A 26,795-nucleotide genomic window follows, 5' to 3' on the forward strand; every position below is an offset into this window, starting at 1 on the left:
CCGTCGCGCCCCACCCACGCTGCACTGACACGTTTCCTGATTTGAAGGACGCCTCATGGACGCCTCTACAGCCATGGGCATGCTCACCGCCGCCGGCGATGCGCTGCTTATCATACTGGACCCGATGCGGTTCGCCATTCTGTGCCTTGCCGCATTGCTGGGCGTTATTCTCGGCATCATTCCCGGGATCGGAGGCCTCGCGGGAACGGCCCTGCTGCTGCCGTTCACCTTTGCCATGGATCCCTACACCGCCTTTGCATTCCTTCTCGGCCTCAGCGCGACGACATCCACCGGCGACCCGATTCCGGCAATCCTGTTCGGTGTGCCGGGCGGAGCAAGCTCGGCCGCGACAGTCCTCGACGGCCTTCCGATGGCGCGCCGCGGCGAAGCGGGACGCGCGCTCAGCGCCGCATACATGTCGTCGCTGATGGGTGGCCTGTTCGGTGCGGCACTCCTCGGCCTCGCCGTGCCGATCCTGCGGCCGGTGATGCTGTTCATCGGTACGCCGGAAATGCTGGCGATCTCCATTCTCGGCCTTTCCATGGTCGCCGCGCTCTCGAGCAGTGCCCCGCTTCGCGGTCTCGCCGCTGCCTCGATCGGCATCATGATTTCGATGATCGGTTCCGAACCCCGCACCGGTGCCTTCCGCTGGACGTTCGGCAATCTCTATCTCTGGGAGGGCATTCCGCTCGTCCCGATCACGCTCGGCCTCTTTGCGCTTCCCGAACTCTGCGACATGGCAATCGCCCGCCAGAAGCTCAAGCCGGACCAGAAATTCGACGTCAACCTCGGCATCTGGCAGGGCGCAAAGGACTGTTTCCAGCATTGGTGGCTGATCATGCGCTGCAGCTGGATCGGGACGGCGCTGGGCGCGATCCCCGGCATCGGCGGCTCGGTCGTCGACTGGGTGGCCTATGCGCATGCGGCCCGCAGCGTCAAAGGCGGCCAGAAGACATTCGGCACGGGCGACGTCCGAGGCGTCATCGCCTCGGAAAGCGCCAACAATGCCAAGGAAGGCGGTTCGCTCATCACGACGATCGCCTTCGGCATTCCGGGAACGGCGGGCATGGCGATCATTCTCGGCGCATTCCTGTCGCAGGGCCTCGTTCCCGGCCCCGACATGCTCAGCAAGAACCTCAGCGTGACCTATTCGATGGTGTGGAGCATCGCGCTTGCCAATATCGTCGGCGCCGGGCTCTGCTATGCCTTCAGCGGCCAGTTCGCAAAGATCGCAACGCTGCGCTACACGCTCGTCCTGCCGATGGTTGCCAGCATCATCTTCATCGGCGCCTTCGAGGGTTCGCGCCAATGGGGCGATCTTATCGCGCTACTGACATTCGGCACGATCGGCTGGACGATGAAGAGGCTTCGGTGGCCGCGCGCGCCGCTGATCCTCGGCGTGGTTCTCGGCGACACGATCGAACGGCAGCTCTTCATCTCGATCCGGCTCTACGGCGCGGATTGGCTCCTGCATCCGATCGTCGCCGTCATCCTCTGCATCGCACTCTACGGGATCCTTCGCCCGATGATCCAGAGCATCCTGAAGAGCCGCCGGAAGGGTGGTTCGGGCCTGCGTTTTGCAAGACCGCAATTCGCTCTCACCGATCTGTTCTCGATTGTCCTGTTGCTGGTGCTGGGATACCTGCTGATACTCACCATCGGCTGGCCCTACACGACCTTGCTCGTGCCCAGGATCGTCACGCTCACCGCCATGGCGGCGGTCGGTCTTTCCCTCTTCAACTCCGTCTTCACCCGAGGGGCGCTTGCTGCCGAGCCTGAGGAAGGGGACGTGGAGGAAGAGAAGGCGCTCTACATGGATAGCGTCGGCGACGACGCCCATTTGACGAACAGGCAGATCAGAGACCGCGCCGCCGCTTTCCTCGGGTGGATGCTGGCCTTCCTTCTGTCGATGGCGACGATCGGTATCGTCCCGACCATTCTGTGGTTCGTGATTGCCTATATGCGGATCGAGGGGCGCGAACGCTGGACACTCGTGCTACCGATGGCCTTCGGCCTTGCCGCTTTCGTCTATGTCGTCTTCGACCAGCTGCTGATGATCCCATGGCCGCGGACATTTGCGGGCATGTTGTTCCCGGCCCTGCAGTTCATCCCTTCGTTGCGATAGGCGACACTGCGGTCCGCGATGGCAACCCGTCTGAAATCGGGCAGCCTTTGCGGACCGCGCCGACGTGTTAAGCAGTTTTAGGAAAGGAGCGTCCGGGGTGGATGCTGTACCGAAAGACACTGCCGGGGTTGAACGGGGCCGTCTTTCGATCCTGCGGCAACGGGACGTCCTGTTTTATCTTATTGGCCGTTTTCTCTGGATATCTGCCACGCAGGTGATGACCGTCGCGGTCAGCTGGCTGGTCTACGATGTGACGCATAGCGCCATGGCGCTCGGTCTGGTGGGGCTCGCAGCCTTCGGGCCTAAACTCGCCTTGTCGCTGGTGTCCGGAATCGTCGCCGACCGTTTCGAGCGCCGCCTGGTGATCGGCTGCAGCTTCATCCTCATGGCGGTGGTCGCACTCGGCCTCCTCTCCGTGGCCGTTTCGGAGCCTGTCGCGATCGGCAGGGTCTATGGGCTGTTCATCCTCTTCGGCATCGCCCGCGGGTTCGCGACCCCCGCGTCCCAGGCGATGGTCGCCAATCTCGTGCCGCGCGACGTGTTCAGCCGCGTCGTCGGTATCTCGTCCTCCACCAGCCAGATCGCCACGATCATCGGCCCGGCTCTTGGCGGCCTGCTTTATGTGTTCGGCGCTTGGATCCCATTCGCGGTCGCAAGCACTGCGTATCTGCTGGCGGCGGCCTTGAATTTCCTGATCAGCAAGAAGCCGCAGACAGTCGCGAAGTCGCCCGTCAAGTTGAGCGATATATTTGCCGGCCTCGTCTTCATCTGGCATCGGCCGGCCGTGCTGGGCGCCATCTCGCTGGATCTTTTCACCGTTCTGCTCGGAGGTGCTACAGCGCTGCTGCCGATCATCGCCCACGAAATCCTGCATCTCGGACCAATGGGACTGGGCGTCCTGCGGTCAGCGCCCGCCGTCGGTGCCGTCATGGTGGGCCTCTTCCTTGCCTATTACCCGATCGAACGGAATGCCGGTGTAAAACTTTTCATCGCCACCACCATATTCGGGCTGGCGACCATCATGTTTGGCTTTTCGGCCAACGTCTATCTGTCGCTCGCCATGCTTTGGCTGATCGGTGCATCCGATGTGTGCAGCGTCGTCATTCGCCAGACATTGGTGCAGGCGGACACACCGGACGCGATGCGCGGACGGGTTGCAGCGGTCAACTCGGTGTTTGTCGGCGCATCGAACGAACTCGGCGAATTCGAGTCCGGCGCGACCGCGGCGTTGTTCGGCCTGGTGCCGGCGATCGTCTGTGGCGGCGCGGGGACAATCATCGTATCGGCCCTCTGGGCATGGATGTTTCCAGCGCTGCGACGGCGCGATCACCTGGTTGAAACTTGATACTCTGACGCCATTTGACGGACGTCGTGCCTTGAAGTGTTGAATGCTCAAAATCCAGCAGGTTTCGAACCTCGCCGGATGGTGCGCTTTACCCAAAACAGAAGTACATAGCTTTCTCAAGCCGCGACTTCACCGCTGAATTCTTGGAGATAATCCGGTTTTTTGGCGCAGAAGTGCACGATTTTCGCTTTCAGAAAAACCATCCCTTTCGAATTTTCTTATGGACATTACCAGCCTTACAATTGGCCAATACCGATCCAGCCCTCTAGTTTTTCCGGAAAAGCAACGGGTATTCCTTGAGCCAGCGGCCGGCAAAACAGACATCGGCTGCTGATGCTGCTCGGCGGGAATATCCATCAAAAGCCTGGGAGGTTTTCGATGGGCGCAGATTCACAGCCGCTTTCCTTGTCATTCGCGGTTCGCACTTACGGTCATACCGCCGAGGTCAAGAGCGGCGCCATCCCGATCGAAGGCGTGACGCCGAACTGGATCGAGGTGAAACCGCAGATTGCTGCCTATCGGCGAATGGTCCGAGACCTCGAATTCGATGTCTGCGAGCTCGCGCCGACAACCTACATTATCGCCAAAGCATTCGGCGCCAAGTTCACCGCCCTACCGATCTTCGTTTCGCGCCGCTTCCACCACAACGGCCTTCTGATCCGCCCGGATGTCGGGATCGAGAAACCGAAGGACCTGGAAGGCAAGAAGTTGGGTGTGCGGGCCTATTCGGTGACGACAGGCGTTTGGACGCGAGGCGTCCTCGTCGACGAATACGGTCTCGACGACGACAAGGTCACCTGGGTGGTCGACGACGAGGAGCACGTGCAGGCTCTCAAGCTTCCGTCCAATGTCATTCATGCGCCGGAAGGCAAGTCGCTCGCTTCGATGATGGAAAGCGGCGAGATCCAGGCCGGTTTCGAAGCCAATGCCGGCATCGGCCGTGAAGGCAAGCCGGATGCCGACTGGAAGGAAAAGTCCGCTTCCGCCGACCAGATCGAATACAAGGAACTGCTGCCCGATGCCGACCGGCTTGCCGCGGACTGGTTCAAGCGCACGCATATCTATCCGATGCACGGGCTGCTGGTGGTCAAGGACGAGCTGCTGAACGCGCATCCCTGGCTCGCCAGATCGCTTTTCGATGCCTTCGCCAAGTCCAAGGACCGCTATGTCGCGCAGCTCCAGAGCGGTGCGCTGAAGGGCGGCGACCACGCCAAATATCTGGAACTGAGCCAGGTCGTCGGGGCGGACCCGCTGCCTTACGGCATTGAGGCCAACCGGCCATCCATCGAAGCGCTGCAGCGTTACGCGAGGCACCAGGGGCTGATTTCCCGCGAACTTGCGATGAACGAGCTGTTCGTCGATCCCACCTCCAACTGACACGCAGAACAATAAAGGACGGAAGGAAATGACCCAGAAGATCCATGATATTCACCCGCACGTCATCTCGAAGGACGACGCTGTCTTTCCGCGCTCGCCGATCGGCGGCGAGCAGTCGGACTGGTCGCGCGAGCACCAGGTGACGGTCGAGGACATGATCACGGCGATGGACGAGGCGGGTATCGCCAGTTCCGCGCTGGTACAGTCGGCAACCTGCTACGGTTACAACAACAGCTACGTTGCCCATGCCATCAAATTGCATCCGGACAGGTTCACCGGGGTCGGCACGATCGACGTGCTTGCGCCCGACGCGGTGGATACGCTCAAGGGCTGGATCGATCGCGGCATTGCCGGCATCCGCCTCTATACCGGCGGAAGCAAGCTCGAATTCGACTTCAGCTGGCTCAATGACGCGCGCACCTTTCCGGTCTGGGAATATGCGGGCGCCAACGGCATCTCGATCTGCGTGCAGGCAAGACCTCCGGCATTTTCGATCATCGTCGAAATGGCCCGCCGTTTCCCCCAGACCCGCATCATCCTCGACCATCTGGCGCGGATGGACACGACGGACGGCCCTCCTTACGCCAATGCGCAGCCGCTCTTCGATCTCGCCGCCAATCCCAACATCTACCTGAAGGTGACGCCGCGTTCGTTCGATCTGGCCAATTCCGGCCAGGCTTCGCCTGAAACCTTCTTCCCGAAACTGGTCGCTCAATTCGGCGCCAGGCGCATCGCCTTCGGCTCCAACTATCCGGCCTCGTCGGGCACGCTGAAGCAGATCGTCGACCGCGCCAGGGATAACCTCAAGTCGCTGTCGCAGGACGACCAGAACTGGATCTTGGGCGGCACCGCCGAGTTCCTCTATCCCAAACTCGCCTGAGACGCGGAGCAGTCCCATGACCAGAACCTATCCCGCAAGCGGCCCGGTGAAGCTCGAAACGCTTCTCGGCGAAAATGCCAGCACCAAGTCCCTGACGTCGGGCGCCATCAAAAGCGATATCGTCAGCTTCGACTTCGACTCCCCCGAACTGATCCACCACGGCTTCAAGCCGATGGTCCGCGAGGGCAAATACGACTGTGGCGAACTGGCGATCGTCACCTTTCTCCAGGCCAAATATTACGGCAAGCCGCTCGTGCTCCTGCCGGCGGTCATCGGCGGGCGCTTCCAGCATCGGTGCGTCGCCTACAATACCGAGCATGGCATGCTCAAACCCGCAGACCTCAACGGCAAGCGCATCGGCGTGCGCTCCTATACGCAGACCACCGGCGTCTGGATTCGCGGCATTCTTCAAAACGAATACGGGGTCGACCCGGCGAAGGTCCACTGGGTGACGTTCGAAGACGGGCATCTTGCCGAATATACCGACCCGTCGAATGTGGAACGGGCGGCGAAGGGCAAGAAGCTGAAGGAGATGCTGTTTTCCGGCGAGATCGATGCGGCGATGATCGGCAGCGACATGCCGGACGATCCGCGCATCAAGACCGTGATCGCCGACCCGAAGAAGGATGCACTGGATTGGCACGCCAGGACCGGCGTCATCCCGATGAACCACATGGTCGTCGTCCGGCCGGAACTGTCCAGGCAGCGGCCGGATGTCGTGGGCGAGATCTATCGCATGCTGCTCGAAAGCCGCGACCTCGATACCAAGCCCGTCGATGGCCTGCAGATGCGGCAGTTCGGCCTGAAGGCCCTCAGGCCTTCGCTGGAAATGGCCATCGACTACGCGTTTCAGCAGAAGATCATCGGCCGCAAGCTTTCGGTCGACGAACTCTTCGACGAAACGACCGCAGCGCTCGGCGCGTGAACCGAACGGGGAGGAGAACCCATGATCATCGACTGCCACGGGCATTACACCACCGCGCCCCTGAAGCTCAGGGAGTTCCGCAAGGCGCAGGTTGCCGCCTTTGACAAGGGCGGGATGGAGCCGGACGAACCGACCTTCTCGGACGATGAGGTTCGCGAGACGCTCGTCGACGCGCAGCTGAAACTGCAAAAGGAACGGGGCACCGACGTCACCATCTTCTCCCCGATCGCCGGCCTGATGGGGCACCATCTGGGCGATGAGGCGATGAGCGGGCGCTGGAGCCGGCTTTCCAACAACCTGATTCATCAGGTCTGCAGGCTCTTCCCGGAGAGCTTTGTCGGCGTCTGCCAGCTTCCGCAATCTCCCGGCGCGCCGGCCTCCAATTGCGTCGCCGAACTCGAGCGTTGCGTGACTGAGCTTGGTTTTATCGGATGCAATCTCAATCCGGATCCGTCCGGCGGGCATTGGCAGGGGCCGGCATTGACCGACCGTTCCTTCTATCCGCTCTATGAGAAGATGGTCGAACTGGACGTGCCGGCGATGGTCCATGTCAGCTCGTCCTGCACCGACGCCGTCCATCATACCGGCGCCCATTATCTTGCGGGCGACACCATTGCCTTCATGCAGTTCCTGCAATCGGACATCTTCAAGGATTTCCCGACACTCCGGTTCATCATTCCGCATGGCGGAGGCGCCGTTCCCTATCATTGGGGGCGTTATCGGGGCCTCGCCTATGACCTCAAGCGTCCTCCGCTGGCCGAGATGATCCGCAACAACGTGTTCTTCGATACCTGCGTCTATCACTATCCGGGCGTCGAGTTGCTCACCAGCGTCATCCCCGTCGATAACGTGCTGTTCGCCTCCGAGATGATCGGTGCGGTACGCTGCGTCGATCCGGATACGGGCCACTATTTCGATGACACCAAGCGGTATGTCGACCAGCTCAAGCACCTGTCGGACGAGGACCGAAGCAAGATTTTCGAGGGCAACGCCCGCAAGGTCTTCCCACGCCTGAACAAGGCGCTGGGTCACTGATGTCTGGTTCAGGGAGGAAACCATAACCATGGCAAGATTGAACGGAATTATCAGGGCACTGGAGAGCGGCCAGAAGGCTTTCGGGACCTTTGCGCCTGCGGGAATGGAATCCGCGCTCTGGGTGTCTTCGGCCGCCTATGACGGTGTCATCTACGAGATGGAACACCGGCCGTGGGATCCCGCCCAGCTTCGCGACACCCTGCAATACATGCTGAGCCCGAAACAGATCCGGGGTGCAAGCGCCCCGGGACCGGCTGTCACGCCGATCTGCCGCATCCCCGCGAACGGCGGCGAGATGAACCAATGGATGGCGAAACAGGCGCTGGACATGGGCGCCTTCGGCGTGGTCTGGCCGCATGTCAGCACCGTCGAACAGGCCTATAATGCGGTGGCCGCCTGCCGTTATCCGCGCCGCAAGACCGCGCCGCTCCACGAGCCGGCCGGCATTCGTGGCGACAGTCCCGGCACCGCCTCGCGGTTCTGGGGTATCGATACCAAGGAATATTATCGCCGTGCCGATGTCTGGCCGCTCGACCCGGAGGGCGAGATCCTCGTCATCCTGATGATCGAGGATCTCGAAGGCATCGCCAATCTCGACGAAATCCTGACCAGAGTGAAGGGTATCGGCGCGGTCCTGATCGGCGAGGGGGACCTGAGCCAGGAGCTCGGTTATCCGCGTGAATACGAGCACCCGGAGGTTGTCGCGCACATGGCGGAGATCGTCCGCATCTGCAAGGCGCATGGCGTTCCGGTCGGCCATCCGCATGTGGGTTCCAAGAATGTCGAACGCGTCATTGCGGATGGCTACGACCTGCTGCTCGCCGCGCCGGTGCGCTCCTTCGCGGCACTGGAAACCGGCCGCAAGCTTGCCGGTCGCGTCTGAGCGACAGCCATGATCACTGCGACGCTTGCCGATTACATTGCCGCCACCAAGGACCGTATCCTGCCGGACGAGGTCCGCGAGGCGACGGTGCACCATCTTATCGACACGGTGGCGGCCATGGTTTCGGGCAGCATGCTCGAAGCAAGGCCCGGCGCCATCGCCTTTGCCCGCGAACTCTCCGGCAAGGAGCAGGCGACCGTGGTGGGGACCGATATGGTCGTCTCAGCCGAATGCGCCGCGCTCGCCAACGGCATGTTTGCGCATGCTGACGAGTCGGACGATTCGCATGGCGCATCGGTGACCCATCCAGGCTGCTCGGTCATACCGGCAGCGCTTGCGGTCGGCGAGGTGCTCGGCAGCTCGGGAGGCGCGCTCCTGTCCGCCATCGTGACCGGCTATGATATCGGGACGCGCGTCGCTGCCGCGATCGGCGGCGGCGACTTCATGGTGCGCTACCACCATTGTTCGTTCGGCGGCATTTTTGGCTCGGCGGCGGCATCGGCGGCGCTGTTCGACATCGACGCCGCCGGCTGCGCCCGCACCCTGACATTTGCCACTCATCTCGCTTCCGGCAGCACCTGCTGGGTGCGCGACCCGGCCCATATCGAAAAGGGTTTCGTGTTCGGCGGCCTGCCGGCTCACAACGGCGTCAAGGCGGCGCTGCTCGGCAGGACGGGCATCCCGACCTCCACCGAACCGCTGGAAGGCGTGCCCGGCCTGTTTGCCGGCTACCTGGAAACATCGAAGCCCGAACTCGCCGTCGAGGCGCTCGGCGCGCGGTATGAAGTTTTGCGCACGGCGATCAAGAAATGGAGCGTCGGCTCGCCCTGCCAGGCAGCGCTTGATTCGATCGAGGAACTGCTGAAGCTGCACGAGTTCTCCGCCGATGACGTCGCCGACATCCATGTCACTCTGCCCGAGCGGCGGGTGCTGATCACCAACAGCACGGTGCCGAACCTCAATCTCTCGCACCTGCTGTCGCTCTTCATCGTCGATGGCGGCGTCAGCTTCGAATCCGTGCACGAAGCCGGGCGCATGGCCGACCCTGCGGTGCTGGCGCTGCGCGACCGTGTCCGGATCGAGCCGCGCCCCGGCGCGCATCGCCGGGAGCATGCGATCATCACCCTGACGCTGCGTGACGGCCGTGTTTTCGTGAAGAACCCGCAGACGGTGCGCGGTCAGCCGGAAGATCCCATGAGCCTGCAGGAGGTTATCGCCAAGGCGGAGGGGTTGATCGGACCGGTGCTCGGTGGCGACCAGACACGACGGCTGATCGACGCGCTGGTGGCCATCGACGGGATCGCCGATCTGCGCACACTTCGGCCGCTCCTGCAGCTTGGCGGCAGGTAGGGCGGCATTGGCGCGCGTCCGGGGGCAGCGTGCTGGCGGTCGAATTGCAACTGGCTTTGCGGGGTCTCGCTCGCGCTTTTTCATCCAGGCCGCTCCTGCCGGAGGTCTGTCAAAAGTCTCCGTCTCGTGGTAGTGACGCCATCCCGCATAACCCGCATCCGAGCCATGTAGCCGACGCTCCTCTTCTTGCGTTTGCGTGCGGTGATCATGCCGAGGACCGTTTCCTCGTTTGGTATACGGCAATTCCATTTGCTACATTGTACTAGGTCCAGCCTCGAAACGAGCGGATCTGGTCCAAAGCGGGCGTGAACAAGACGGAGAAGAATGTGCAACAAGAGCCTGTAAAACAAGAGAAAAACAAATATTTCAAGGCTCCCGTCTTCGCCGTTGCGCCGATGATCGATTGGACCGACAGGCATTGCCGTTTCCTGCACCGGCAGCTGTCGAAGCAAGCGCTGCTCTATACCGAGATGGTGGTGGCCGATGCGATCATCCACGGGCCGCGCGACAGGCTGCTGTCCTATTCGCCGCAGGAACATCCGGTCGCGCTGCAGCTCGGCGGCTCGGATCCGGAAAAACTTGGCCAAGCGGTGCGGATCGCTGCCGATTACGGCTATGACGAGATCAACCTCAATGTCGGCTGCCCGTCGGACCGGGTCCAGTCGGGCACGTTCGGCGCCTGCCTGATGCGAGATCCGGCGCATGTGGCGGACCTCGTTTCGGCGATGAAGCGGGTGTCGCGCGTGCCGGTCACCGTCAAGTGCCGGATCGGCGTCGACCACCAGGAGCCGACCGAAGTGCTGCCGGATTTCCTCGCCCGGGTGATCGGCGCCGGAGCGGACGCCGTCTGGATCCATGCCCGCAAGGCCTGGCTGCAGGGGCTGTCGCCAAAGGAAAACCGCGAAATCCCGCCGCTCGATTACGACCTCGTCCATGCCATGAAGCGGGAAAACCCGGACGTATTCATGGGCATCAACGGCGGCATCGCCGATCTGGAACAGGCGGCCCACCATCTCGCCCATATGGACGGGGTGATGCTCGGCCGCGCCGCCTATCACAATACCGGTATGCTGGCCGGGGTGGATGCGTTTTTGAATTTTGGTGCGGTCGAGAAGACTCGAACTGTCGAGATCGACTGGCTGGCGCTGCGCGAGACGATGATGGACTACGCGGCGGAGCTGATGACGCGGGGCGGGCGGCTGCATCACGTCACCCGGCACATGGTCGGGCTGTTCCAGGGTTTTGCCGGCGCGCGGCGGTTTCGCCAGATCCTCTCCACCGACGCCACCCGGCCGGGCGCCGGGCCGGAAGTCATCGCGGCCGCCTTTGCCGCGGTGGATATCGATGCCGGTCCGCGGGTTCAGCCCGAGGAGAAGAGGCTTGCGGGGTAAGGGCAGAGATTTTCGAGCGACCACAAGACACACTCCTCCCTTGGCGATCCTCTGTTTCTTTTCGTCATCCTCGGGCGACCCTCGGGTTTAACCCGAGGGCGAGGATCGGACGGGGCGCTGAAAGCTGCCTCGTAAGCAATAAGTTTAGGTGACACCTCTCAGCGCCCCGTTCGGCGGTTATTATCCGCGACTTCGGTCCCTCTGCCGTGGCCTTCCCGGACGGTGTTCTCCTCGGGTTAAACCCGAGGATGACCCGTGGCGCCCGTCCGAACCGATTTATCGGCAAGGCTTCCATGGGTCTCCGCCGGTTTCTCCGATGGTTCGAACGGACTTGTGAAAATCCGGCGAAACCATCCGGTTAGCCACCCTGTGTGCCGCACAGGCACGCCCGGCGCGCTGTTTCGGGCTTCAAGAGACGAAGGCTCGGTCCGTTTGCCTCCGTCTCTCCCCGTGTCGCCGGAGGGAGACCATTTTCCGCGAACCCCGGATGGAAGGACTCACGTCGTTTCCTCCCACCCGGCGCCGGTCCCGCCTCGCCGGCACGCCTGCCGGTGTATCCGCGACGGAACGGGAGGATTGTAGGCACGGGTCGGGAGGGCGGGGATGAGAGAGGATGTGGATTGGGTTAAGGCATTGAAAAATTGCAGGAGATGTTCAGGAACATCCCCGTTGAAGACAGGTTACTAACGTCCCCAGAACTATAATCCACACAAAAATCCAATGCCAAATGTATGAGACCATGTCTGCTTTGCGCCAACAGGAAACATTCGCCGTGCGTAGCGCGATGCCCGATTTGGGGCCGGAAGCGGACCGACGGCTCAAAGCTGAGGCACTTCAAGAGCGTCAACATCTGGTCTTGTAGCTACTCGACGATCTTCCAATAGGAATCTTTGCGGATCACCTGACCATTTTTAAACGTATAAAGATCGCAACCTTGGACTTCCGTCTTTATCCCGTTGACCGACGTACCCATGAGGGTCCATCTCGATATCCCAGTTCCGGATGCTTCATCAACGAAGTGCTCAGCGTTGTTGTAGGTAACGTCAGGCAGGCCCTGAAAGCGCGACGCCAGAGCCTCTCGCACCTTGGTCTTGCCTTCCAAGCGAGAACCCCATGGATCACGCCCGCGTGGCATCTCCAATATGCAGTCTTCAGCGAAGTAGGTCATGATCAGATCGAGATCATGAGCGTTGAAGGCATCGCACAGATCCCTCAGCCGGCGAAGCAAGTCCATCACGGTCTCCATCAGTACGGAAAGCGAGCTCGCGATCATACCATGTTTCCTCGCGTTCTGCATGAGGCGCAGCACTGCGGGGCAATGCCTTGCCCAGATGCTTCGGCCAGAATTCGTGATGAACTTTGGCGGCTTCGTCTTCGAAGTTCGTCGGGCTCAGTGACCAATCGGACCGGCAGCTTTCAGGACATTGCAAGATCGGCTGGAATGACCACAATGAGGGCGCGAAGCTGCCTCTTGTGATCGGATGTCGAATGACCACTACGGGCGGATATCATTCACACCGGCGCCAGATTCCCGCCTAACGCCATCTCTGCCTGAAGCAGACGGCTCCCTCAATCCCGCTTGATGCTCATCAGCACATCCCACATATCCGCACCCGTCTCGAATGCAGCCGCATTGGCCGAATAGCCTTGGGCGGCGGTCAGCGCGTCGAGCATTTCGCTTGCCATGTCGACATTCGAGCTGTCGGGGAAGGTGACCGATGTGGAGGCGGTGACGGCGGTGGTGACGCCGCCGGGGTTGGGGAGGGAGGAGACCTGCGTGTCGAGGCGGTTATAGCCGGACGTATCGGCATTGGCGATGTTGTGTGCCGCGGTCGCGAGCCGTTTCGCCTGGGCCTGCATGCCCGACACCGCAATGCTCATCACAGCCGACAGACCCATGACCATCATCCCCCAAACCCCGATGGCAGATGTTTTAGGGCAAGAGCTTCAAGGAAGACTGAAGGAGAAGGGTAAGGGAAGCGTAGTGCGGTGCAGCATAGATGTGCCGGAACGGGGCGGGGGCGGAAATGCAGGCGCATAGGGCATGCCCCCTCTCTTGGAATTTCTAACACTTAGCTGCGCTAAGGTGTTGAAAACCTTCGCTCGGGGACGCGCTCAGGCCTTCGTTCGCTGAAATCGCCTTCATCGATTTCCGGCCTGCGGCCATCGCTCCGAAGTCTCCCCCGCAAGGGGGGAGATAGGCGTTCGCGGCCCTCTTGGCGTCCGGGGATCAACCCGAGAAGGCGTGGTGACGGTCGCCGTGTTTACTCAGCCGCCTCCGCATAGGCCTCCAGCGGCGGGCAGGTGCAGACGAGGTTGCGGTCGCCATAGACGTTGTCGACACGGTTGACCGGGGACCAGTATTTGTCGACGCGGAAGGCGCCGGGCGGGTAGCAGGCCTGTTCGCGGGAATAGGGGCGGTCCCATTCGCCGACCAGGTCTTCCACCGTGTGCGGGGCGTTCTTCAGCGGGTTGTTCACCCGGTCCATGCGGCCGTCCTCGATGGCGCGGGCTTCCTCGCGGATCGCCAGCATCGCATCGCAGAACCGGTCGAGCTCGGCCTTGGTCTCGCTTTCGGTCGGCTCGATCATCAGCGTGCCGGCAACCGGCCAGCTCATCGTCGGGGCGTGGAAACCGCAGTCGATCAGGCGTTTTGCGACGTCGTCGACGCTGACGCCGGCCGAGACGTTGAGCGGGCGCGTGTCGATGATGCATTCATGCGCGACGCGGCCGGCTTCCGACTTGTAGAGCACGTCGTACGCGCCCTTCAGGCGTGCCGCGATATAGTTGGCGTTGAGGATCGCCACCTTGGTCGCCTGGGTGAGACCCTCGCCGCCCATCATCAGGCAGTAGGACCAGGAGATCGGCAGGATCGACGGGGAGCCGAAGGGGGCGGCCGAGACCGCACCTTCGCGTCCGTCCGTCGCCGGGTGGCCGGGGAGGTGCGGGGCGAGATGCGTCTTGACGCCGATCGGGCCCATGCCAGGACCGCCGCCGCCATGCGGAATGCAGAAGGTCTTGTGGAGATTGAGGTGGGAAACGTCGGAGCCGATGTCACCTGGCCGGGACAGGCCGACCATGGCGTTCATGTTGGCGCCGTCGAGATAGACCTGGCCGCCGTGGCTGTGGGTGATCTCGCAGATCTCGCGCACCGTTTCCTCGAAGACGCCGTGGGTCGAGGGGTAGGTGATCATGCAGGCCGAGAGGTTATCGGCATATTGTTCGGCCTTGGCGCGGAAATCGTCGAGGTCGATATCGCCGTTGTCGCGGACCTTGACGACGACCACTTTCATGCCGACCATCTGGGCCGAGGCAGGGTTGGTGCCGTGCGCGGAGGTGGGGATGAGGCAGACGTCGCGGTGGGTATCGCCGTTGGCGATGTGGTAGTTGCGGATGGTGAGCAGGCCGGCATATTCGCCTTGGGCACCGGAATTCGGCTGCAGGGAGAAGGCGTCGTAGCCGGTGATCTGGCAGAGCTTCTGCGACAGATCGTCGATCATCTCCTTGTAGCCGAGCGCCTGGTCCGCGGGCACAAAGGGGTGGATGTCGGAAAACTCCGGCCAGGTGATCGGCAGCATTTCGGCTGTCGCATTTAGTTTCATGGTGCAGGAGCCGAGCGGGATCATTGCTCGGTCGAGCGCCAGGTCCCGGTCAGAGAGCCGGCGGATATAGCGGGTCATCTCGCTTTCGGCGCGGTTCATGTGGAAGATCGGGTGGGTCATGTAGTCGGATTTGCGCAGAAGCGCGGTCGGCAGGCGCCAGGTGGGCTCGAAATCCGAGACCTTGAAATTGCCGCCGAAGGCACGCCAGACGGCTTCGAGGGTCGCAGGCCTCGTGCGCTCGTCGAGCGACATGCCGATGCGGGTTTCGCCGACCTTGCGCAGGTTGACGCCCTCGGCGACCGCCGCGCGCATGATCAAGCCCTGCATGTGGCCGACTTCGACGGTGATCGTGTCGAAGAAGGTGTCGGGTTCGATGACATAGCCGAGCTTTTCGAGGCCCTTGGCCATCAGCACGGCCTTGCGGTGGACCTGCTGGGCGATCGCCTTCAAACCGTCCGGGCCGTGGAAGACGCCGTACATGGAGGCCATGACGGCCAGCAGCACCTGGGCGGTGCAGATGTTCGAAGTCGCCTTTTCGCGGCGGATATGCTGTTCGCGGGTCTGCAGCGACAGGCGGTAGGCGCGGTTGCCGCGGCTGTCGACCGAGACGCCGACCAGGCGGCCGGGCATGGCGCGCTTGTGGGCATCCTTGACCGCCATATAGGCCGCATGCGGGCCACCATAACCGACCGGCACGCCGAAGCGCTGGCTTGAGCCGATGGCGATGTCGGCGCCCATTTCGCCGGGGGATTTCAGCAGCGTCAGCGCCAGCGGATCGGCGGCGACGGCGGCGACCGCGCCGGTCTGGTGCAGGCGGGAAATCAGGCCGGTGAAATCGCGGACATGGCCGTTGGTGCCCGGATACTGGAAGATCGCGCCGAACACGTCGACGGGATCGAGATCGGCCATCGGGTCGCCGATGATGACGCTCCAGCCGAGCGGGGCAGCGCGGGTTTCGATGAGGGCGATGGTCTGCGGGTGGCAGGCGGCGTCGACGAAGAAGGCCGTCGCCTTGGACTTGGCCTGGCGCTGGCAGAGCGCCATGGCTTCGGCGGCGGCGGTCGCCTCGTCGAGCAGCGAGGCGTTGGCGACGTCGAGGCCGGTCAGGTCGCAGATCATTGTCTGGAAATTGAGGAGCGCCTCGAGGCGGCCTTGCGAAATTTCCGGCTGGTAGGGCGTGTAGGCGGTGTACCAGGCGGGATTTTCAAGGATGTTGCGCTGGACGACCGGCGGGGTGATCGTGCCGTAATAGCCCTGGCCGATCAGCGAGACGAGCGGCTTGTTGCGGTTGGCCGTATCGCGCAGCTTGTCGAGCGCCTCGCGTTCTGTGAGCGCCGGACCCCAGGCAAGCGGTGCCGTCTGGCGGATCGAGGACGGGACGGTGGCGTCGATCAGGGCATCGAGGTTCTTGTAGCCGACCACTTTCAGCATCTCGGCCATTTCGGCGGGCGAGGGGCCGATATGGCGACGGTTGGCGAAGTCGTAGGGCTGGTAGTCGGTGAAATGGAAATCGGTGCTGTCGGTGGTCATGCGATCAGTTCCTGGTAGGCGGTCTCGTCCATCAGTGCGTCGGCGTCGGCGGCGTTCTTCAGCTTCAGCTTGAAGAACCAGCCCTTGCCCTGCGGATCGGAATTGACGATCGAGGGGTCGTCGACGATCGCCTGGTTGACCTCGGTGACTTCGCCATCCAGCGGACAATAGACGTCGGAGGCGGCCTTGACGCTTTCCACGGTCGCGGCATTGCCGTCCTTGGTGAGCTGGCTGCCGACTTCCGGCAGTTCCACGAAAACGAGATCACCGAGCTGTTCGGCAGCGTGAGAGGTGATGCCGACGGTGGCAATACCGTCTTCGAGCTTCAGCCATTCGTGTTCGGCGGTGAATTTCAACATTTTGAGATCCTCTCTGGGGATGAGTTGGTTGTATTTGTGCGCGTAGAGCGTGGGGCACCCCCCTCTGTCCTGCTGGACATCTCCCCCTCAAGGGGGGAGATTGGCTGGGAGCGACGGCTCGCCTCAAAGCAAACCGTTGTATCCGGACGAAAGGTTGATGGGGCGGCAAGGTCGTGCCACGTGTGCTCTCCCCCCTTGAGGGGGAGATGGCCGGCAGGCCAGAGGGGGGTGACGGCTGGAACGACCATCATTGATTACCGCTTATAGGTGGGTGTGATGAAGGGAAGGGCGGAGACGGTGAGCGGCAGGTATTTGCCGCGCACCTCCGCGAAAATCTGGCAGCCGGGTTCGGCAAAGCGGGTCGGCACGTAACCCATGGCGACGGGGCCTTCGACCGAGGGGCCGAAGGTGCCGGAGGTGACTTCGCCGAGTTCGGTCCTGCCCTCGGCATCCGCATAAAGCTTGGCATGGGCGCGGACGGGCGCCTTGCCCTCCGGCTTCAGGCCGATACGGCGGCGGGAGGTGCCGTTCGCGAGTTCACCGAGGATGCGGTCGGCGCCCGGAAAACCACCGGCGCGGGCGCCGCCCGCGCGGCGGGGTTTCTGGATCGCCCATTCCAGTGCTGCCTCGATCGGCGAGGTGGTCGTGTCGATATCGTTGCCATAGAGGCAGAGGCCGGCTTCCAGACGCAGCGAATCGCGGGCGCCAAGCCCGATCGGCTGGCAGTGCAGGTCTTCGAGCAGCGCCTTGGCGATCTGCTCCGCCTGGTCTGCCGGAACCGAGATCTCGAACCCGTCCTCGCCGGAATAACCGGACCGGGAGATGATGCAGGGCGCGTCGTGGAGAGACGCGTCGCGGACGTCCATGAACTTCATGTCGACGACATCGGGCCAGAGAGCCGCCAGGACCTCTTCGGCGCGAGGACCCTGGAGGGCGAGAAGGGCGCGGTCGTCGAGAAGCTCGACGTCGCAACCGCTCAGATGCGCCTGCATGTGGGCGAGGTCGGCCTCCTTGCACGACGCGTTGACGACGACGAAAAGGTGGTCGCCGCGATTGGTGATCATCAGGTCGTCGAGGATGCCGCCATTGTCGTCGGTGAAGAAACCGTAACGCTGGCGGCCGGGCTTCAGGCCGAGGATATCGACGGGCACCAGGGTTTCGAGCGCAAGCGCGGCATCTTCGTAAGTGCCGGATTTCGCACGGATGACGACCTGGCCCATATGGGAGACGTCGAACAGGCCGGCGGCAGCGCGGGTGTGCAGATGTTCCTTCAGCACGCCGGCCGGATATTGCACCGGCATGTCATAGCCGGCGAAGGGCACCATCCTGGCGCCAAGCGACAGATGGAGGGCGTGAAGCGGGGTTGTCTTGAGAACGGGTTGATCGTCCAAGGACGGCCTCCAGGGTTGGCGCGGAATACGCGCCGGCTCAGATTCAGGCGCGCAGACGCACCGGTTATGAGCCCCCTCTGTCCTTTTTGCCTGAGATTGTTATCCCTTCGGCGAGCCCTTTAAAGGCTTCTCTCCAGAGTTCCTGTCGGTCGACTGCTGGTCCTTTTGCCTGAGAGTTTCCGGGGCGGTTGCTCCTTCGGCACCGCATTCAAGCGGCTTCTCCCAGCGAGTCTGGGCGGTATTATCGACCTCGATCACTGTTTGGCAAGCCCCTGATGTCGCGGGGCGCACGATTTTTGTCGCAACGCAGCAAACGCGATTTGATCTAATGCAATGCGGGCCGACATGGATCCGGTATCACGCGGCAAAAGGGCTTTTGCGCTTTACTGTGATTTGGGTTATTCCCGCATCGGTCGGACAGGCGGAACAATGACGGCAAGACTGGACATGGCGGCGAGCTGGACGCGCATTTTCTGCGCCATGCTGCTGCTTTTGCTGGGGTTTGCCCATCAGCCGGTGCAGGCCGCAGCGCCACTCGATTCCTACGGCGAATCCTATAGGCTGCCGGACGGCACCTTTGCCGATATCTGTTCCGAAGGCGACCACGGCCACCAGATGCCGGCGGCAAAGCCGCTCTGCGAAGTCTGCCTGCTGGCCGCATCGGTCATCCTGCCGCCGCCGGACGACGAGGCCTGGCTTGCCGGCGAGCGCGCCTCGCTTGCCAATCCGCTGCGCCGGTTTTCCGAACTGCTCGGCACGACGGCCGTCGCCTGGCCGAAATCCCGCGCCCCGCCGCCTTCGGTCTGATCCTTTCACCTGCTAGAGATCAATCGCGGTCGACCGGCATAGATGCAGTCACCGTATGGGGATATTCCATGAAGACCTTCACCAAACTCGCTTTCCTCGGCCTTTTCGCTGCGACCGGCATCGCTTTTTCGGGGGCGGCAGCTGATGAGGCGCCCGTCAAGTTCGGCAATCTGGAAATTACCAGCGCCTTCACCAAGGCCATGTTGCCGGGTCAGCCAGTCGGCGGCGGCTATCTGACCGTCAAGAACAACGGCCCTGCCGACGACATGCTGGTTTCGGTTGCCTCGCCCGCCGCCGGCACCGTCGAGCTGCACGAGATGGCAATGCAGGGCGAGGTAATGCGGATGCGCAAGCTCGACACGGGCATCGCGATCCCGGCGGGCAAGACGGTCGAACTGACGCCCGGCGGACTGCACCTGATGTTCATGAAGGTCAAGGAACCCTTCAAGCAAGGCGACAAGGTGCCGGTGACGCTGACCTTCGAGAAGGCCGGCAAGATGGACATCACGCTGCCGGTTGAGGCGGCGGGACCGGGTGGTCACGCGCACAAGTGAGTGTGATGGAGCCCGCTTGTTCGAGCGGGCTCTTCGTCTCCAGCGCAGCAGTTTGAGGTAGCCTGTCAGCGACTTTATCGATTGTCGCGCATTAAGGAAATGCCGGCGACATTCGTCATCAAGGAATCAGGGCTTTCGGTAACCTTCCGCTGCATTTTGCAGGCAAGCGGACCTAGGAAACCAACTGGTTTCCCGGCCCCGGCAGTCACTCAGCCCGACTGGCGCTGCCTGGATGAGGACAACCGGCAGGGTTTTAGAAATTGCTTCGATACAACCTGATCGAGTTGCATCAATGAATCTTAACAGAAGTCCGCGATGAATGGCGCCAAGACCTCTCATCAAAGGTTTCGGCAATGGAACTGCGACGTTCTCGGGTGATTGCGGCGGCCATTTTCCTCGGCCTGCTCGGGGCAATCGTTCCGATTGCCGCGATGGTCTACATTTCGTGGATCATCACGGTCGAGAAACAGCAGAACAATCTCGAGCGGATCGCGCAGCAGACAATCATGCGCGCGAGCAGGACGTTCGAGGACGCGCGGGCGGCGCTCGATTCGCTCGCCTATCCGCGCCTGGTGCCGTGTTCGGACCAGCACATCGCCCGCATGCGGGTGATCGCCTTCAACACGCCCTCGGTCAAGCAAGTCGGCTATTTCGAGAACGGCCTGCTGAAATGCACCTCCTGGGGGATCGAGGAGCACCAGGTCAAGAGGCCGTGGATCGATTACATGACGCCTGACGGCGTGGAAGTCGCCACCCGCGTGCAGCCGGCGGTCAGCATGGGCAATCCGATGATGGGGCTGCATTACGGTCCCTATAACGTGCTGGTCGATCCGGCCCGTTTCGTCGACATCCTGGTGGATGCCGACATTTCCCTGGCGCTCGCCAACCGGCAGGGCATGCTGATCAACGAACTCAACTCGCCGGAGACGGACCTCGTCAACGCGCTGATCAACGAGCCGAAGAACGGCATGACGTCCTCGACGCTCTACGCGGTGGCACGCGACAAGGGATTGATCGCGATCGCCATGGAGTCGCGCTCCAACCTTGCAGGCAGGCTTCGGGACGAACAGTTCCTGCTGCTGCCGGTCGGCGCCTTCGCCGCCGTCTTCATCGTGGGGATGGTGATCTGGCTTTCCAAGAAGCGGCTGTCACCCCTCGGTGAACTGGCGATCGCGGTGCGAAGGCGCGAATTCATCGTCCACTACCAGCCAATCATCGAACTCAAGACCGGCATCTGCGTCGGCGCGGAGGCCCTGGTGCGTTGGCGGCGGCCGGACGGATCGCTGGTGCGCCCGGACCTGTTCATCCCGCTTGCCGAGGAGAGCGGGCTCATCCTGCCGATCACGGACCAGGTCATCGAAGCTATCATCGCCGATCTCGGGGCGCTGCTCATCGCGGAACGGTCGCTGCATATCGCCGTCAACCTTTGCGCCGACGATGTCACATCCGGCCGCATTCTCGATGTTCTCGGCGAGAAGCTCGCAAAGACGGGGATAGCGGCAGGACAGATCTGGCTGGAGGCGACCGAACGCGGCTTCATCGATATCGAGGCAGCGCGGGCGACGCTGACCCGGGCCCGGGAACGCGGTCACCTGGTGGCAATCGACGATTTCGGCACCGGATATTCGAGCCTGCAATATCTGCAGGGACTGCCGATGGATGCGCTGAAGATCGACAAGTCGTTCGTCGACACGATCGGCCGCAACAGCGCCACCAGTTCGGTCACCGCCCATATCATCGAGATGGCGAAGACGCTCGACCTGCAGATCGTCGCGGAAGGCGTGGAGACGGAGGAGCAGGCCGATTATCTGAAGGCTCGCGACGTCAATTTCGGCCAGGGCTGGCTGTTCTCGAAACCGCTGCCGGCCGCGGACTTCATCGACTATCACCGAAACGCAAAAGCCCGCTCGGGGAGCGGGCGGAAGAACATCCGGCGCGTGGCGGCCTGACGGCTGCGGGAGAAGACGATCAGTCTTCGAGATGAAGACTGTCAGTCTTCGAGATCGCGATAAGCCGACTGCGCCTGGGAGAATGTCGCTTGCGGGTGGTGCTGCTGATCGGTCGTCAGCACATCGATCGAGACGGTGGTGGCGGGGATCATGAATTCGATATCGCCGGGGTCGCCGGCGTTTTCGGCGCGGCGGGCATTGCGGTCGGCATCGGCCTTGATGTCCTTGACCTGATCCTTGGCCGAGATGCGCCGGCCGGGCCGCAGAGCCTCTATGGCGAGGGCGGCGGTGCTTGCCGATATGGTGACCAGTTGTGTCATGGCGCGTATCACAATCTTTTCTTAGATCATGATAATTACGCCGACCCTGATTTGTTCCCGTTTAAACAAAACGTGGGCATTTTATCGATTTGACGATTCTCAGTTTTGTCCTACAGAAAGCGCCATGAACAACGTGCTTCTCGTCGCCATCGGCGGAGCGATCGGCTCCGTCTGCCGCTATCTCGTCGGGCTCTGGGCGCTGCGCCTGTGCGGGCCGGCCTTTCCCTGGGGAACGCTTGCCGTCAACGTCGCGGGCTCGTTCGCGATCGGCTTTCTCGCCGAACTCATTGTCCGGCGGTTTGATGCATCCCCCGAGATGCGACTGTTGATCATCACCGGCTTTCTCGGCGGCTTTACGACGTTTTCGGCGTTTTCGCTCGATGTGGTGGCGCTCCTGGAGCGGGGTACCACCATGGTCGGCGTGACCTATATCGTCGCAAGCGTGGCAATCTCGCTCTGTGCGGTTTTTGCCGGACTGGCGCTCGGGCGGGCAATGCTCTAAAGACCGGGCAAAGGGTCGTTGGCCCACATCCAGATATGAAAGAGCTTTGATGGCAGGCATCGAGCATATCCGCGTCGAGGCGGACGAAGCGGGCATGCGTCTCGACCGATGGTTCAAGATCCATTACCCGGGCCTCGGCTTCGGGCCGCTGCAGAAGCTGCTGCGCTCCGGACAGGTGCGCGTCGACGGCGGACGGGTGAAATCCGACGCCCGCGTGCAGCCGGGACAGACGGTGCGCATTCCGCCGATGGAGGTGGATGCGAAGAAAACCGGGCCGATCGCCGGCAAGGATCTCAAGCATTCCAGCGATTTCGAGCTTCTGTCGCGCATGGTGCTGCACGAGGACGAGAAGGTGATCGTGCTCAACAAGCCGGCGGGCTTGGCCGTCCAGGGCGGATCGGGCGTCGCGCGCCATATCGACCAGATGCTCGACAGCTGGGTGAGCCCGAAGGGCGAAAAGCCGCGGCTCGTCCACCGGCTCGACCGCGATACATCAGGCGTGCTGGTGATCGCCCGGACCCGCGGCGCGGCCCAGAAGCTGACCGCCGCCTTCCGCGAACGGGACACCAAGAAGACCTATTGGGCGCTGGTCAAGGGTGTGCCGCGCAAGCACGAGGACAAGATCTCCACCTGGCTGGTGAAGGAACAGACGCCGGACGGAGACCGCATGCGGATCGCCAAGCATGGCGAGGACGGCGCCGATCACGCGGTGTCCTATTACCGCGTGCTGGAAATGGCGGCGCAGACGCTCTGCTGGATGGAGATGGAGCCCTATACCGGCCGCACCCACCAGCTGCGCGTGCACGCCCTGCATATCGGCCATCCGATCATCGGCGACCCGAAATATTTCGACGACGATCACAACTGGGATTTTCCGGGCGGCATCCAGAAAAAGCTGCATCTGCACGCGCGCCATATCGACATTCCGCATCCGAACGGCGGGCGGCTGAAGGTCACGGCACCTTTGCCACCGCACATGGTGCAGAGCTGGAACCTTCTCGGGTTCGACATGGAAAACGGCCGCAGGGACGACGACGACGAATGAAACTGGTACTTTTCGATTGCGACGGCACGCTGGTCGACAGCGCGGGCCTGATCCATGAAACCATGCGCCGCACCTTTGCCCATTTCGGCAAGCCGGAGCCCCAAGTGGAAGACACCAAGGCGATCATCGGGCTGACGCTCGACATCGCCATTGCCCGCATGCAGGGCAAACCGCATGCCGACGAGGAAGCCGTCGAGATGATGGCCTATTACAAGACGCTGTTTGCGGTCGTCCGCCAGGATCTCGACTTCAAGGAGCCGCTGTTTTCCGGCATCCGCGACGTCATCGATACGATCGGACCACGCGAGGACCTGCTGATCGGCGCGGTCACCGGAAAATCCCGGCGCGGGCTGAAGCTGGTGATGGAAACGCACGGGTTCGACAAGTATTTCGTGGTGTCGCGCACCGCCGACGACTGCCCCTCGAAACCGCATCCGGCGATGGTGACCGAGTGCTGCGACGAGACCGGCATGTTGCCTTCCGACACCCTTGTCATCGGCGACGCCATTTACGATATGCAGATGGCGAAGGCGGCCGGTGCCACGGCGATCGGCGTTTCCTGGGGGTATGCCTCGGTGGACGCGCTGAAACAGGCCGGGGCCGACGTAATCGTCCACCATCCGAGCGAGTTGCTGAGCCATATCGGCTGAGGTTTTATTTCCATGCGTGACATGTTTCCCGATCCTTCCGAAGCGCTGAGCCATCCCGACCCGACGCGGCGGGCGCAGATCCAGATGCACAAGCCGCTGCCGAAACGCTTCTACAAGGAAGTGTCGGTTGCCGAAGGCGAGGGCGGCCATGCCATCCATCTCGACGGCCGGCTGGTCAGGACGCCTGCCAAGAACGGGCTCGTGGCACCGACCGCCCGGCTTGCCGAACTGATCCGCGACGAATGGGCAAACCAGGTGGAGGTGATCGATCCCGGCAACATGCCGGTGACGCGGCTCGTCAACACGGCGATCGACGGCATCGCGGTAGATCGCCAAGCGGTGTTCGAGGACATCCTGCGGTTCTCCTCAAGCGACTTGCTCTGCTACCGCGCCGAAGCACCGGAAAACCTGGTGGCACGCCAGAACGATCTCTGGGACCCGATCGTCGACTGGGCTGCGAACGACCTTGGGGCGCGCTTCATCCTGGTCGAGGGCGTGATGCCGCAGGAACAGCCCAAGGAGGCGACAGCCGCCTTTGCTGTGACGCTGAAGAAATACGATACGCCGATCGAACTCGCGGTGCTGCACACGGTAACGACGCTCACCGGTTCGGCGATCCTGGCGCTTGCGTTTGCGGAGGGCCGGCTTACCGCCGACGAGGCCTGGGCGCTTGCCCATCTCGACGAGGACTGGACCAACGAGCACTGGGGCACGGATGCCGAGGCCGAACATCGCCGGGCCAAGCGGCTCGAGGAAATGCGGGCGGCGACCGAAACTTTTCTTGCCTTGAAGCCCTCGGCTTAATCGTTCTCTAACCGTGTTCGGTGGAACATCGGAAGGTGCCGTTTTGCGGGTTCCTTCATGTTCCGTCGCCTTTTTCGTTTTGCTTTCATCGTGCTGACGGCCCTGCCGCTGATGTCGTTCCGTCTGGAACAGGCAAACACGGCGCAGGAGAAGCTTCTCTATGACGTGCGCGGCGCCTTCGTGACCGCGCGGCCGGACGTGCCGAAGGGATTGGTGATCGCCACCGACATGCTGGTCGACGAGGCGATCCGGGCGACCGTCCGGTCGATCGCCCTACCGCGGACGATCATCTCGGTGCGTATCGACGAGATGTCGCATATGCCGATGCTGATCGGCAGCCGGCATGAGGCGAAGGTGACGGTGCAGGCGATTTCGGTCAACAGCGGCGAACCGATCGCCAGGGGGACGTTCAAGACGTCGATCTTCCTGCTGGACGGAGATACCGCGGACCGTGACCTCGCCGAGAAGATCGCCGACCGCATCGCCAGCGAATTCCGCCTCGACGGAACGCGGCGGCCAACCATGGCGGCCGCGCTGTTTCCGTAAGAGTTAGGACACGTATTTGTGCAGGATCGAATTGATCAGCGTCTGATAGGGCATGCCCTGTTCAAGCGCCTTGGCTTTCAGGCGCGCGAGATCTCTTTCCGGAATGGAAATGGAAATCCTCTGCCGCTTGCCGTCGATCGCGTTGCGCGCAGCATCCTGCCAGAGACGTTTGCGTTCTTTGATTTCACCAACCGGCACCCATTCGTCGGTCTCCGAGAGCACGATGATTTCCTGCTCGCTCAGTTCACTGCCAAGTTTGCTCTTGCTCACGGCTTCTCACCCTTCACATAGTCTCGGGTTGCCTTGCGGCTGGGGAAAAAGGTTTTCAGAAAAACCCCTCCCTCCGTTTCGACATATGGCACTATAAAGGCATAGCCTTCGATTTCCACGACCAATTGACGCTGATGCGCATACCGCTCGATATTCACGTGGCGGCGGTCATCAAGGAGCATGCCCTCACTCAAGGCGATCACGATCCTCTCGAAGCCGAAACCGAACTTCTGTTTGAGAAGATCATTCTTTTCGTCCGACCAGTGAATCTCCATGCATATGGAATATATATCCGAGACTATTGTTGATCAAGCGCCTATGACAGCCGCTCCGCGTGCCAGCGCAGGTGGTCGTCCATGAAGGTCGAGATGAAGTAGTAGGAGTGGTCGTAGCGCTCGTGCAGACGTAGCGTCACGTCGATATCCGTTCCCTTGGCCGCCTCTTCGAACAGCCAGGGCCGCAGGCCGTTTTCCAGGAAACCGTCCGCCTTGCCCTGGTCGATCAGGAATTCCGGGAAACGGGCGCCGTCTTCGACCAGCGCGCAGGCATCGTATTGCCGCCAAGCGGCGGCGCGATCCGCGCCCAGATATTTCTCGAAGGCGGGGGCCGACCAGTCGGCGGTCGAGGGCTGGACGATCGGGGCGAAGGCGGAGCAGCTTTTGAATCGCGCCGGGTTCTTCAGCGCGATCGTCATGGCGCCGTGGCCGCCCATGGAATGGCCGAAAATGCCCTGGCGGTCCATGTCCATGCGAAAATGCTGGCTGACGAAATTCGGCAGTTCCTCGGTGATGTAAGTGTACATCTGGTAGTGTTCGGCCCAGGGCTTTTCCGTGGCGTCGAGATAGAAGCCGGCGCCCTTGCCCATCTGCCAGTTGGTAATTTCGTCGGGCACGTCATTGCCGCGCGGGCTGGTATCCGGGCAGACGATGATGAGGCCGAGTTCGGCGGCCATCCGCCGGTATTCGCCCTTTTCCATGACGTTCGCATGGGTGCAGGTGAGGCCGGAGAGGTACCAGAGAACCGGACAGGGCGCTTTGATCGCCTGCGGGGGCACGAAGACGGCGAAGGTCATCTCGCATTTGCAGGCTTCGGATTCGTGCATGAAAACGCCCTGCATGCCGCCGAAGGCGGTGTTCTGGGAAAGGACCTTCATCG

General features: G+C 62.2%; 25 protein-coding genes, 1 pseudogene and 2 riboswitches. Of the genes and pseudogenes, 17 read left to right on the top strand and 9 right to left on the bottom strand.

What is annotated here, in order from left to right:
- Window positions 1-55 precede the first annotated feature (55 nt).
- The 9 genes from PMI07_RS27120 (at window position 56) to dusA (ending at window position 11,311) form a co-directional block, all read left to right on the top strand.
- Window positions 56-2,125, top strand: coding sequence for a tripartite tricarboxylate transporter permease (locus PMI07_RS27120; protein WP_007760963.1), 2,070 nt, complete (start codon window positions 56-58; stop codon window positions 2,123-2,125).
- Between the two features lie 97 nt (window positions 2,126-2,222).
- Entirely contained in the window at window positions 2,223-3,470 is a 1,248-nt protein-coding gene (locus PMI07_RS27125; RefSeq protein WP_007760962.1) for an MFS transporter, read from the top strand.
- A 378-nt stretch (window positions 3,471-3,848) separates the two neighbouring features.
- Window positions 3,849-4,847 (top strand): ABC transporter substrate-binding protein, encoded by a 999-nt coding sequence (locus tag PMI07_RS27130; RefSeq protein WP_007760959.1) that lies wholly within the window; start codon window positions 3,849-3,851, stop codon window positions 4,845-4,847.
- Between the two features lie 28 nt (window positions 4,848-4,875).
- Window positions 4,876-5,727 (top strand): amidohydrolase family protein, encoded by an 852-nt coding sequence (locus tag PMI07_RS27135; protein ID WP_007760958.1) that lies wholly within the window; start codon window positions 4,876-4,878, stop codon window positions 5,725-5,727.
- A gap of 16 nt (window positions 5,728-5,743) precedes the next feature.
- On the top strand, window positions 5,744-6,652 hold the full coding sequence (locus tag PMI07_RS27140) for a PhnD/SsuA/transferrin family substrate-binding protein (protein WP_007760957.1): 909 nt from the start codon (window positions 5,744-5,746) through the stop codon (window positions 6,650-6,652).
- Between the two features lie 21 nt (window positions 6,653-6,673).
- The gene (locus tag PMI07_RS27145; RefSeq protein ID WP_007760955.1) at window positions 6,674-7,687 is read left to right on the top strand and encodes an amidohydrolase family protein; all 1,014 of its coding nucleotides are present in this window, start codon (window positions 6,674-6,676) and stop codon (window positions 7,685-7,687) included.
- A gap of 28 nt (window positions 7,688-7,715) precedes the next feature.
- Window positions 7,716-8,570 carry an aldolase/citrate lyase family protein gene (locus tag PMI07_RS27150; protein WP_007760953.1) on the top strand — a complete coding sequence of 285 codons (855 nt, stop codon included), beginning with the start codon at window positions 7,716-7,718 and terminating at the stop codon, window positions 8,568-8,570.
- A 9-nt stretch (window positions 8,571-8,579) separates the two neighbouring features.
- Window positions 8,580-9,920, top strand: a complete 1,341-nt coding sequence (locus tag PMI07_RS27155) for an MmgE/PrpD family protein (RefSeq protein WP_024164199.1) — start codon at window positions 8,580-8,582, stop codon at window positions 9,918-9,920.
- 326 nt (window positions 9,921-10,246) lie between these two features.
- Window positions 10,247-11,311 (top strand): tRNA dihydrouridine(20/20a) synthase DusA, encoded by a 1,065-nt coding sequence (gene dusA / locus PMI07_RS27160; RefSeq protein WP_007772168.1) that lies wholly within the window; start codon window positions 10,247-10,249, stop codon window positions 11,309-11,311.
- Window positions 11,312-12,173: 862 nt separating this feature from the next.
- Here the strand turns inward: dusA and PMI07_RS27165 are convergent.
- The 5 genes from PMI07_RS27165 to gcvT form a co-directional block, all read right to left on the bottom strand.
- Window positions 12,174-12,584: a nuclear transport factor 2 family protein gene (locus PMI07_RS27165; RefSeq protein ID WP_007757565.1), complete on the bottom strand. Its 411-nt coding sequence runs from the start codon at window positions 12,582-12,584 to the stop codon at window positions 12,174-12,176.
- A 296-nt stretch (window positions 12,585-12,880) separates the two neighbouring features.
- Window positions 12,881-13,210, bottom strand: a complete 330-nt coding sequence (locus PMI07_RS27170; protein ID WP_007757566.1) for a flagellar basal body protein — start codon at window positions 13,208-13,210, stop codon at window positions 12,881-12,883.
- A gap of 365 nt (window positions 13,211-13,575) precedes the next feature.
- Complete coding sequence (gcvP, locus tag PMI07_RS27175) at window positions 13,576-16,443, bottom strand: aminomethyl-transferring glycine dehydrogenase (RefSeq protein WP_007757567.1); 2,868 nt, start codon at window positions 16,441-16,443, stop codon at window positions 13,576-13,578.
- Window positions 16,440-16,802, bottom strand: coding sequence for a glycine cleavage system protein GcvH (gcvH, locus tag PMI07_RS27180; protein ID WP_007757568.1), 363 nt, complete (start codon window positions 16,800-16,802; stop codon window positions 16,440-16,442). Before gcvH ends, gcvP begins: the two co-directional genes overlap by 4 nt.
- Before the next feature lie 254 nt (window positions 16,803-17,056).
- Entirely contained in the window at window positions 17,057-18,193 is a 1,137-nt protein-coding gene (gene gcvT / locus PMI07_RS27185) for a glycine cleavage system aminomethyltransferase GcvT (protein ID WP_007757569.1), read from the bottom strand.
- Between the two features lie 67 nt (window positions 18,194-18,260).
- A riboswitch (glycine riboswitch) is annotated at window positions 18,261-18,340 on the bottom strand.
- Window positions 18,341-18,428: riboswitch (glycine riboswitch) on the bottom strand.
- Between the two features lie 194 nt (window positions 18,429-18,622).
- On the opposite strand from gcvT, the gene PMI07_RS27190 reads away from it, so the two are divergent.
- The 3 genes and pseudogenes from PMI07_RS27190 (at window position 18,623) to PMI07_RS27200 (ending at window position 21,503) form a co-directional block, all read left to right on the top strand.
- Entirely contained in the window at window positions 18,623-19,000 is a 378-nt protein-coding gene (locus tag PMI07_RS27190; RefSeq protein ID WP_007757570.1) for a hypothetical protein, read from the top strand.
- Window positions 19,001-19,155: 155 nt separating this feature from the next.
- A pseudogene (locus PMI07_RS27195) lies at window positions 19,156-19,554 on the top strand (copper chaperone PCu(A)C); the annotation flags it as partial.
- 353 nt (window positions 19,555-19,907) lie between these two features.
- Window positions 19,908-21,503: an EAL domain-containing protein gene (locus PMI07_RS27200; protein WP_007757572.1), complete on the top strand. Its 1,596-nt coding sequence runs from the start codon at window positions 19,908-19,910 to the stop codon at window positions 21,501-21,503.
- Window positions 21,504-21,544: 41 nt separating this feature from the next.
- On the opposite strand, the gene PMI07_RS27205 is transcribed toward PMI07_RS27200, so the two are convergent.
- Window positions 21,545-21,823 carry a hypothetical protein gene (locus PMI07_RS27205; protein ID WP_007757574.1) on the bottom strand — a complete coding sequence of 93 codons (279 nt, stop codon included), beginning with the start codon at window positions 21,821-21,823 and terminating at the stop codon, window positions 21,545-21,547.
- Window positions 21,824-21,947: 124 nt separating this feature from the next.
- Here PMI07_RS27205 and crcB point away from each other — a divergent pair, with 124 nt between their 5' ends.
- From crcB to PMI07_RS27230, 5 genes are read left to right on the top strand one after another with little or no spacing between them, the layout of a single operon-like run.
- Complete coding sequence (gene crcB / locus PMI07_RS27210) at window positions 21,948-22,325, top strand: fluoride efflux transporter CrcB (protein ID WP_024164200.1); 378 nt, start codon at window positions 21,948-21,950, stop codon at window positions 22,323-22,325.
- A 49-nt stretch (window positions 22,326-22,374) separates the two neighbouring features.
- Window positions 22,375-23,370 carry an RluA family pseudouridine synthase gene (locus tag PMI07_RS27215; RefSeq protein WP_007772531.1) on the top strand — a complete coding sequence of 332 codons (996 nt, stop codon included), beginning with the start codon at window positions 22,375-22,377 and terminating at the stop codon, window positions 23,368-23,370.
- Window positions 23,367-24,020, top strand: coding sequence for an HAD-IA family hydrolase (locus tag PMI07_RS27220; RefSeq protein WP_007772529.1), 654 nt, complete (start codon window positions 23,367-23,369; stop codon window positions 24,018-24,020). The genes PMI07_RS27215 and PMI07_RS27220 overlap by 4 nt, the downstream gene beginning before the upstream one ends.
- Before the next feature lie 12 nt (window positions 24,021-24,032).
- Complete coding sequence (locus tag PMI07_RS27225) at window positions 24,033-24,824, top strand: ATP12 family chaperone protein (protein ID WP_024164201.1); 792 nt, start codon at window positions 24,033-24,035, stop codon at window positions 24,822-24,824.
- A 57-nt stretch (window positions 24,825-24,881) separates the two neighbouring features.
- Complete coding sequence (locus tag PMI07_RS27230) at window positions 24,882-25,370, top strand: hypothetical protein (protein WP_007760393.1); 489 nt, start codon at window positions 24,882-24,884, stop codon at window positions 25,368-25,370.
- 3 nt (window positions 25,371-25,373) lie between these two features.
- On the opposite strand, the gene PMI07_RS27235 is transcribed toward PMI07_RS27230, so the two are convergent.
- Genes PMI07_RS27235 through fghA form a run of 3 tightly spaced genes read right to left on the bottom strand, consistent with a single transcriptional unit; the run spans window position 25,374 to window position 26,793 of the window.
- Window positions 25,374-25,640: a CopG family antitoxin gene (locus tag PMI07_RS27235; protein WP_007760395.1), complete on the bottom strand. Its 267-nt coding sequence runs from the start codon at window positions 25,638-25,640 to the stop codon at window positions 25,374-25,376.
- Window positions 25,637-25,915 carry a hypothetical protein gene (locus tag PMI07_RS27240; protein WP_007760397.1) on the bottom strand — a complete coding sequence of 93 codons (279 nt, stop codon included), beginning with the start codon at window positions 25,913-25,915 and terminating at the stop codon, window positions 25,637-25,639. The genes PMI07_RS27235 and PMI07_RS27240 overlap by 4 nt, the downstream gene beginning before the upstream one ends.
- Before the next feature lie 41 nt (window positions 25,916-25,956).
- Window positions 25,957-26,793, bottom strand: coding sequence for an S-formylglutathione hydrolase (fghA, locus tag PMI07_RS27245; RefSeq protein ID WP_007760399.1), 837 nt, complete (start codon window positions 26,791-26,793; stop codon window positions 25,957-25,959).
- Between the last annotated feature and the right edge of the window lie 2 nt (window positions 26,794-26,795).

It is taken from the genome of Rhizobium sp. CF080, from assembly GCF_000282095.2.
Lineage (GTDB): Bacteria > Pseudomonadota > Alphaproteobacteria > Rhizobiales > Rhizobiaceae > Neorhizobium.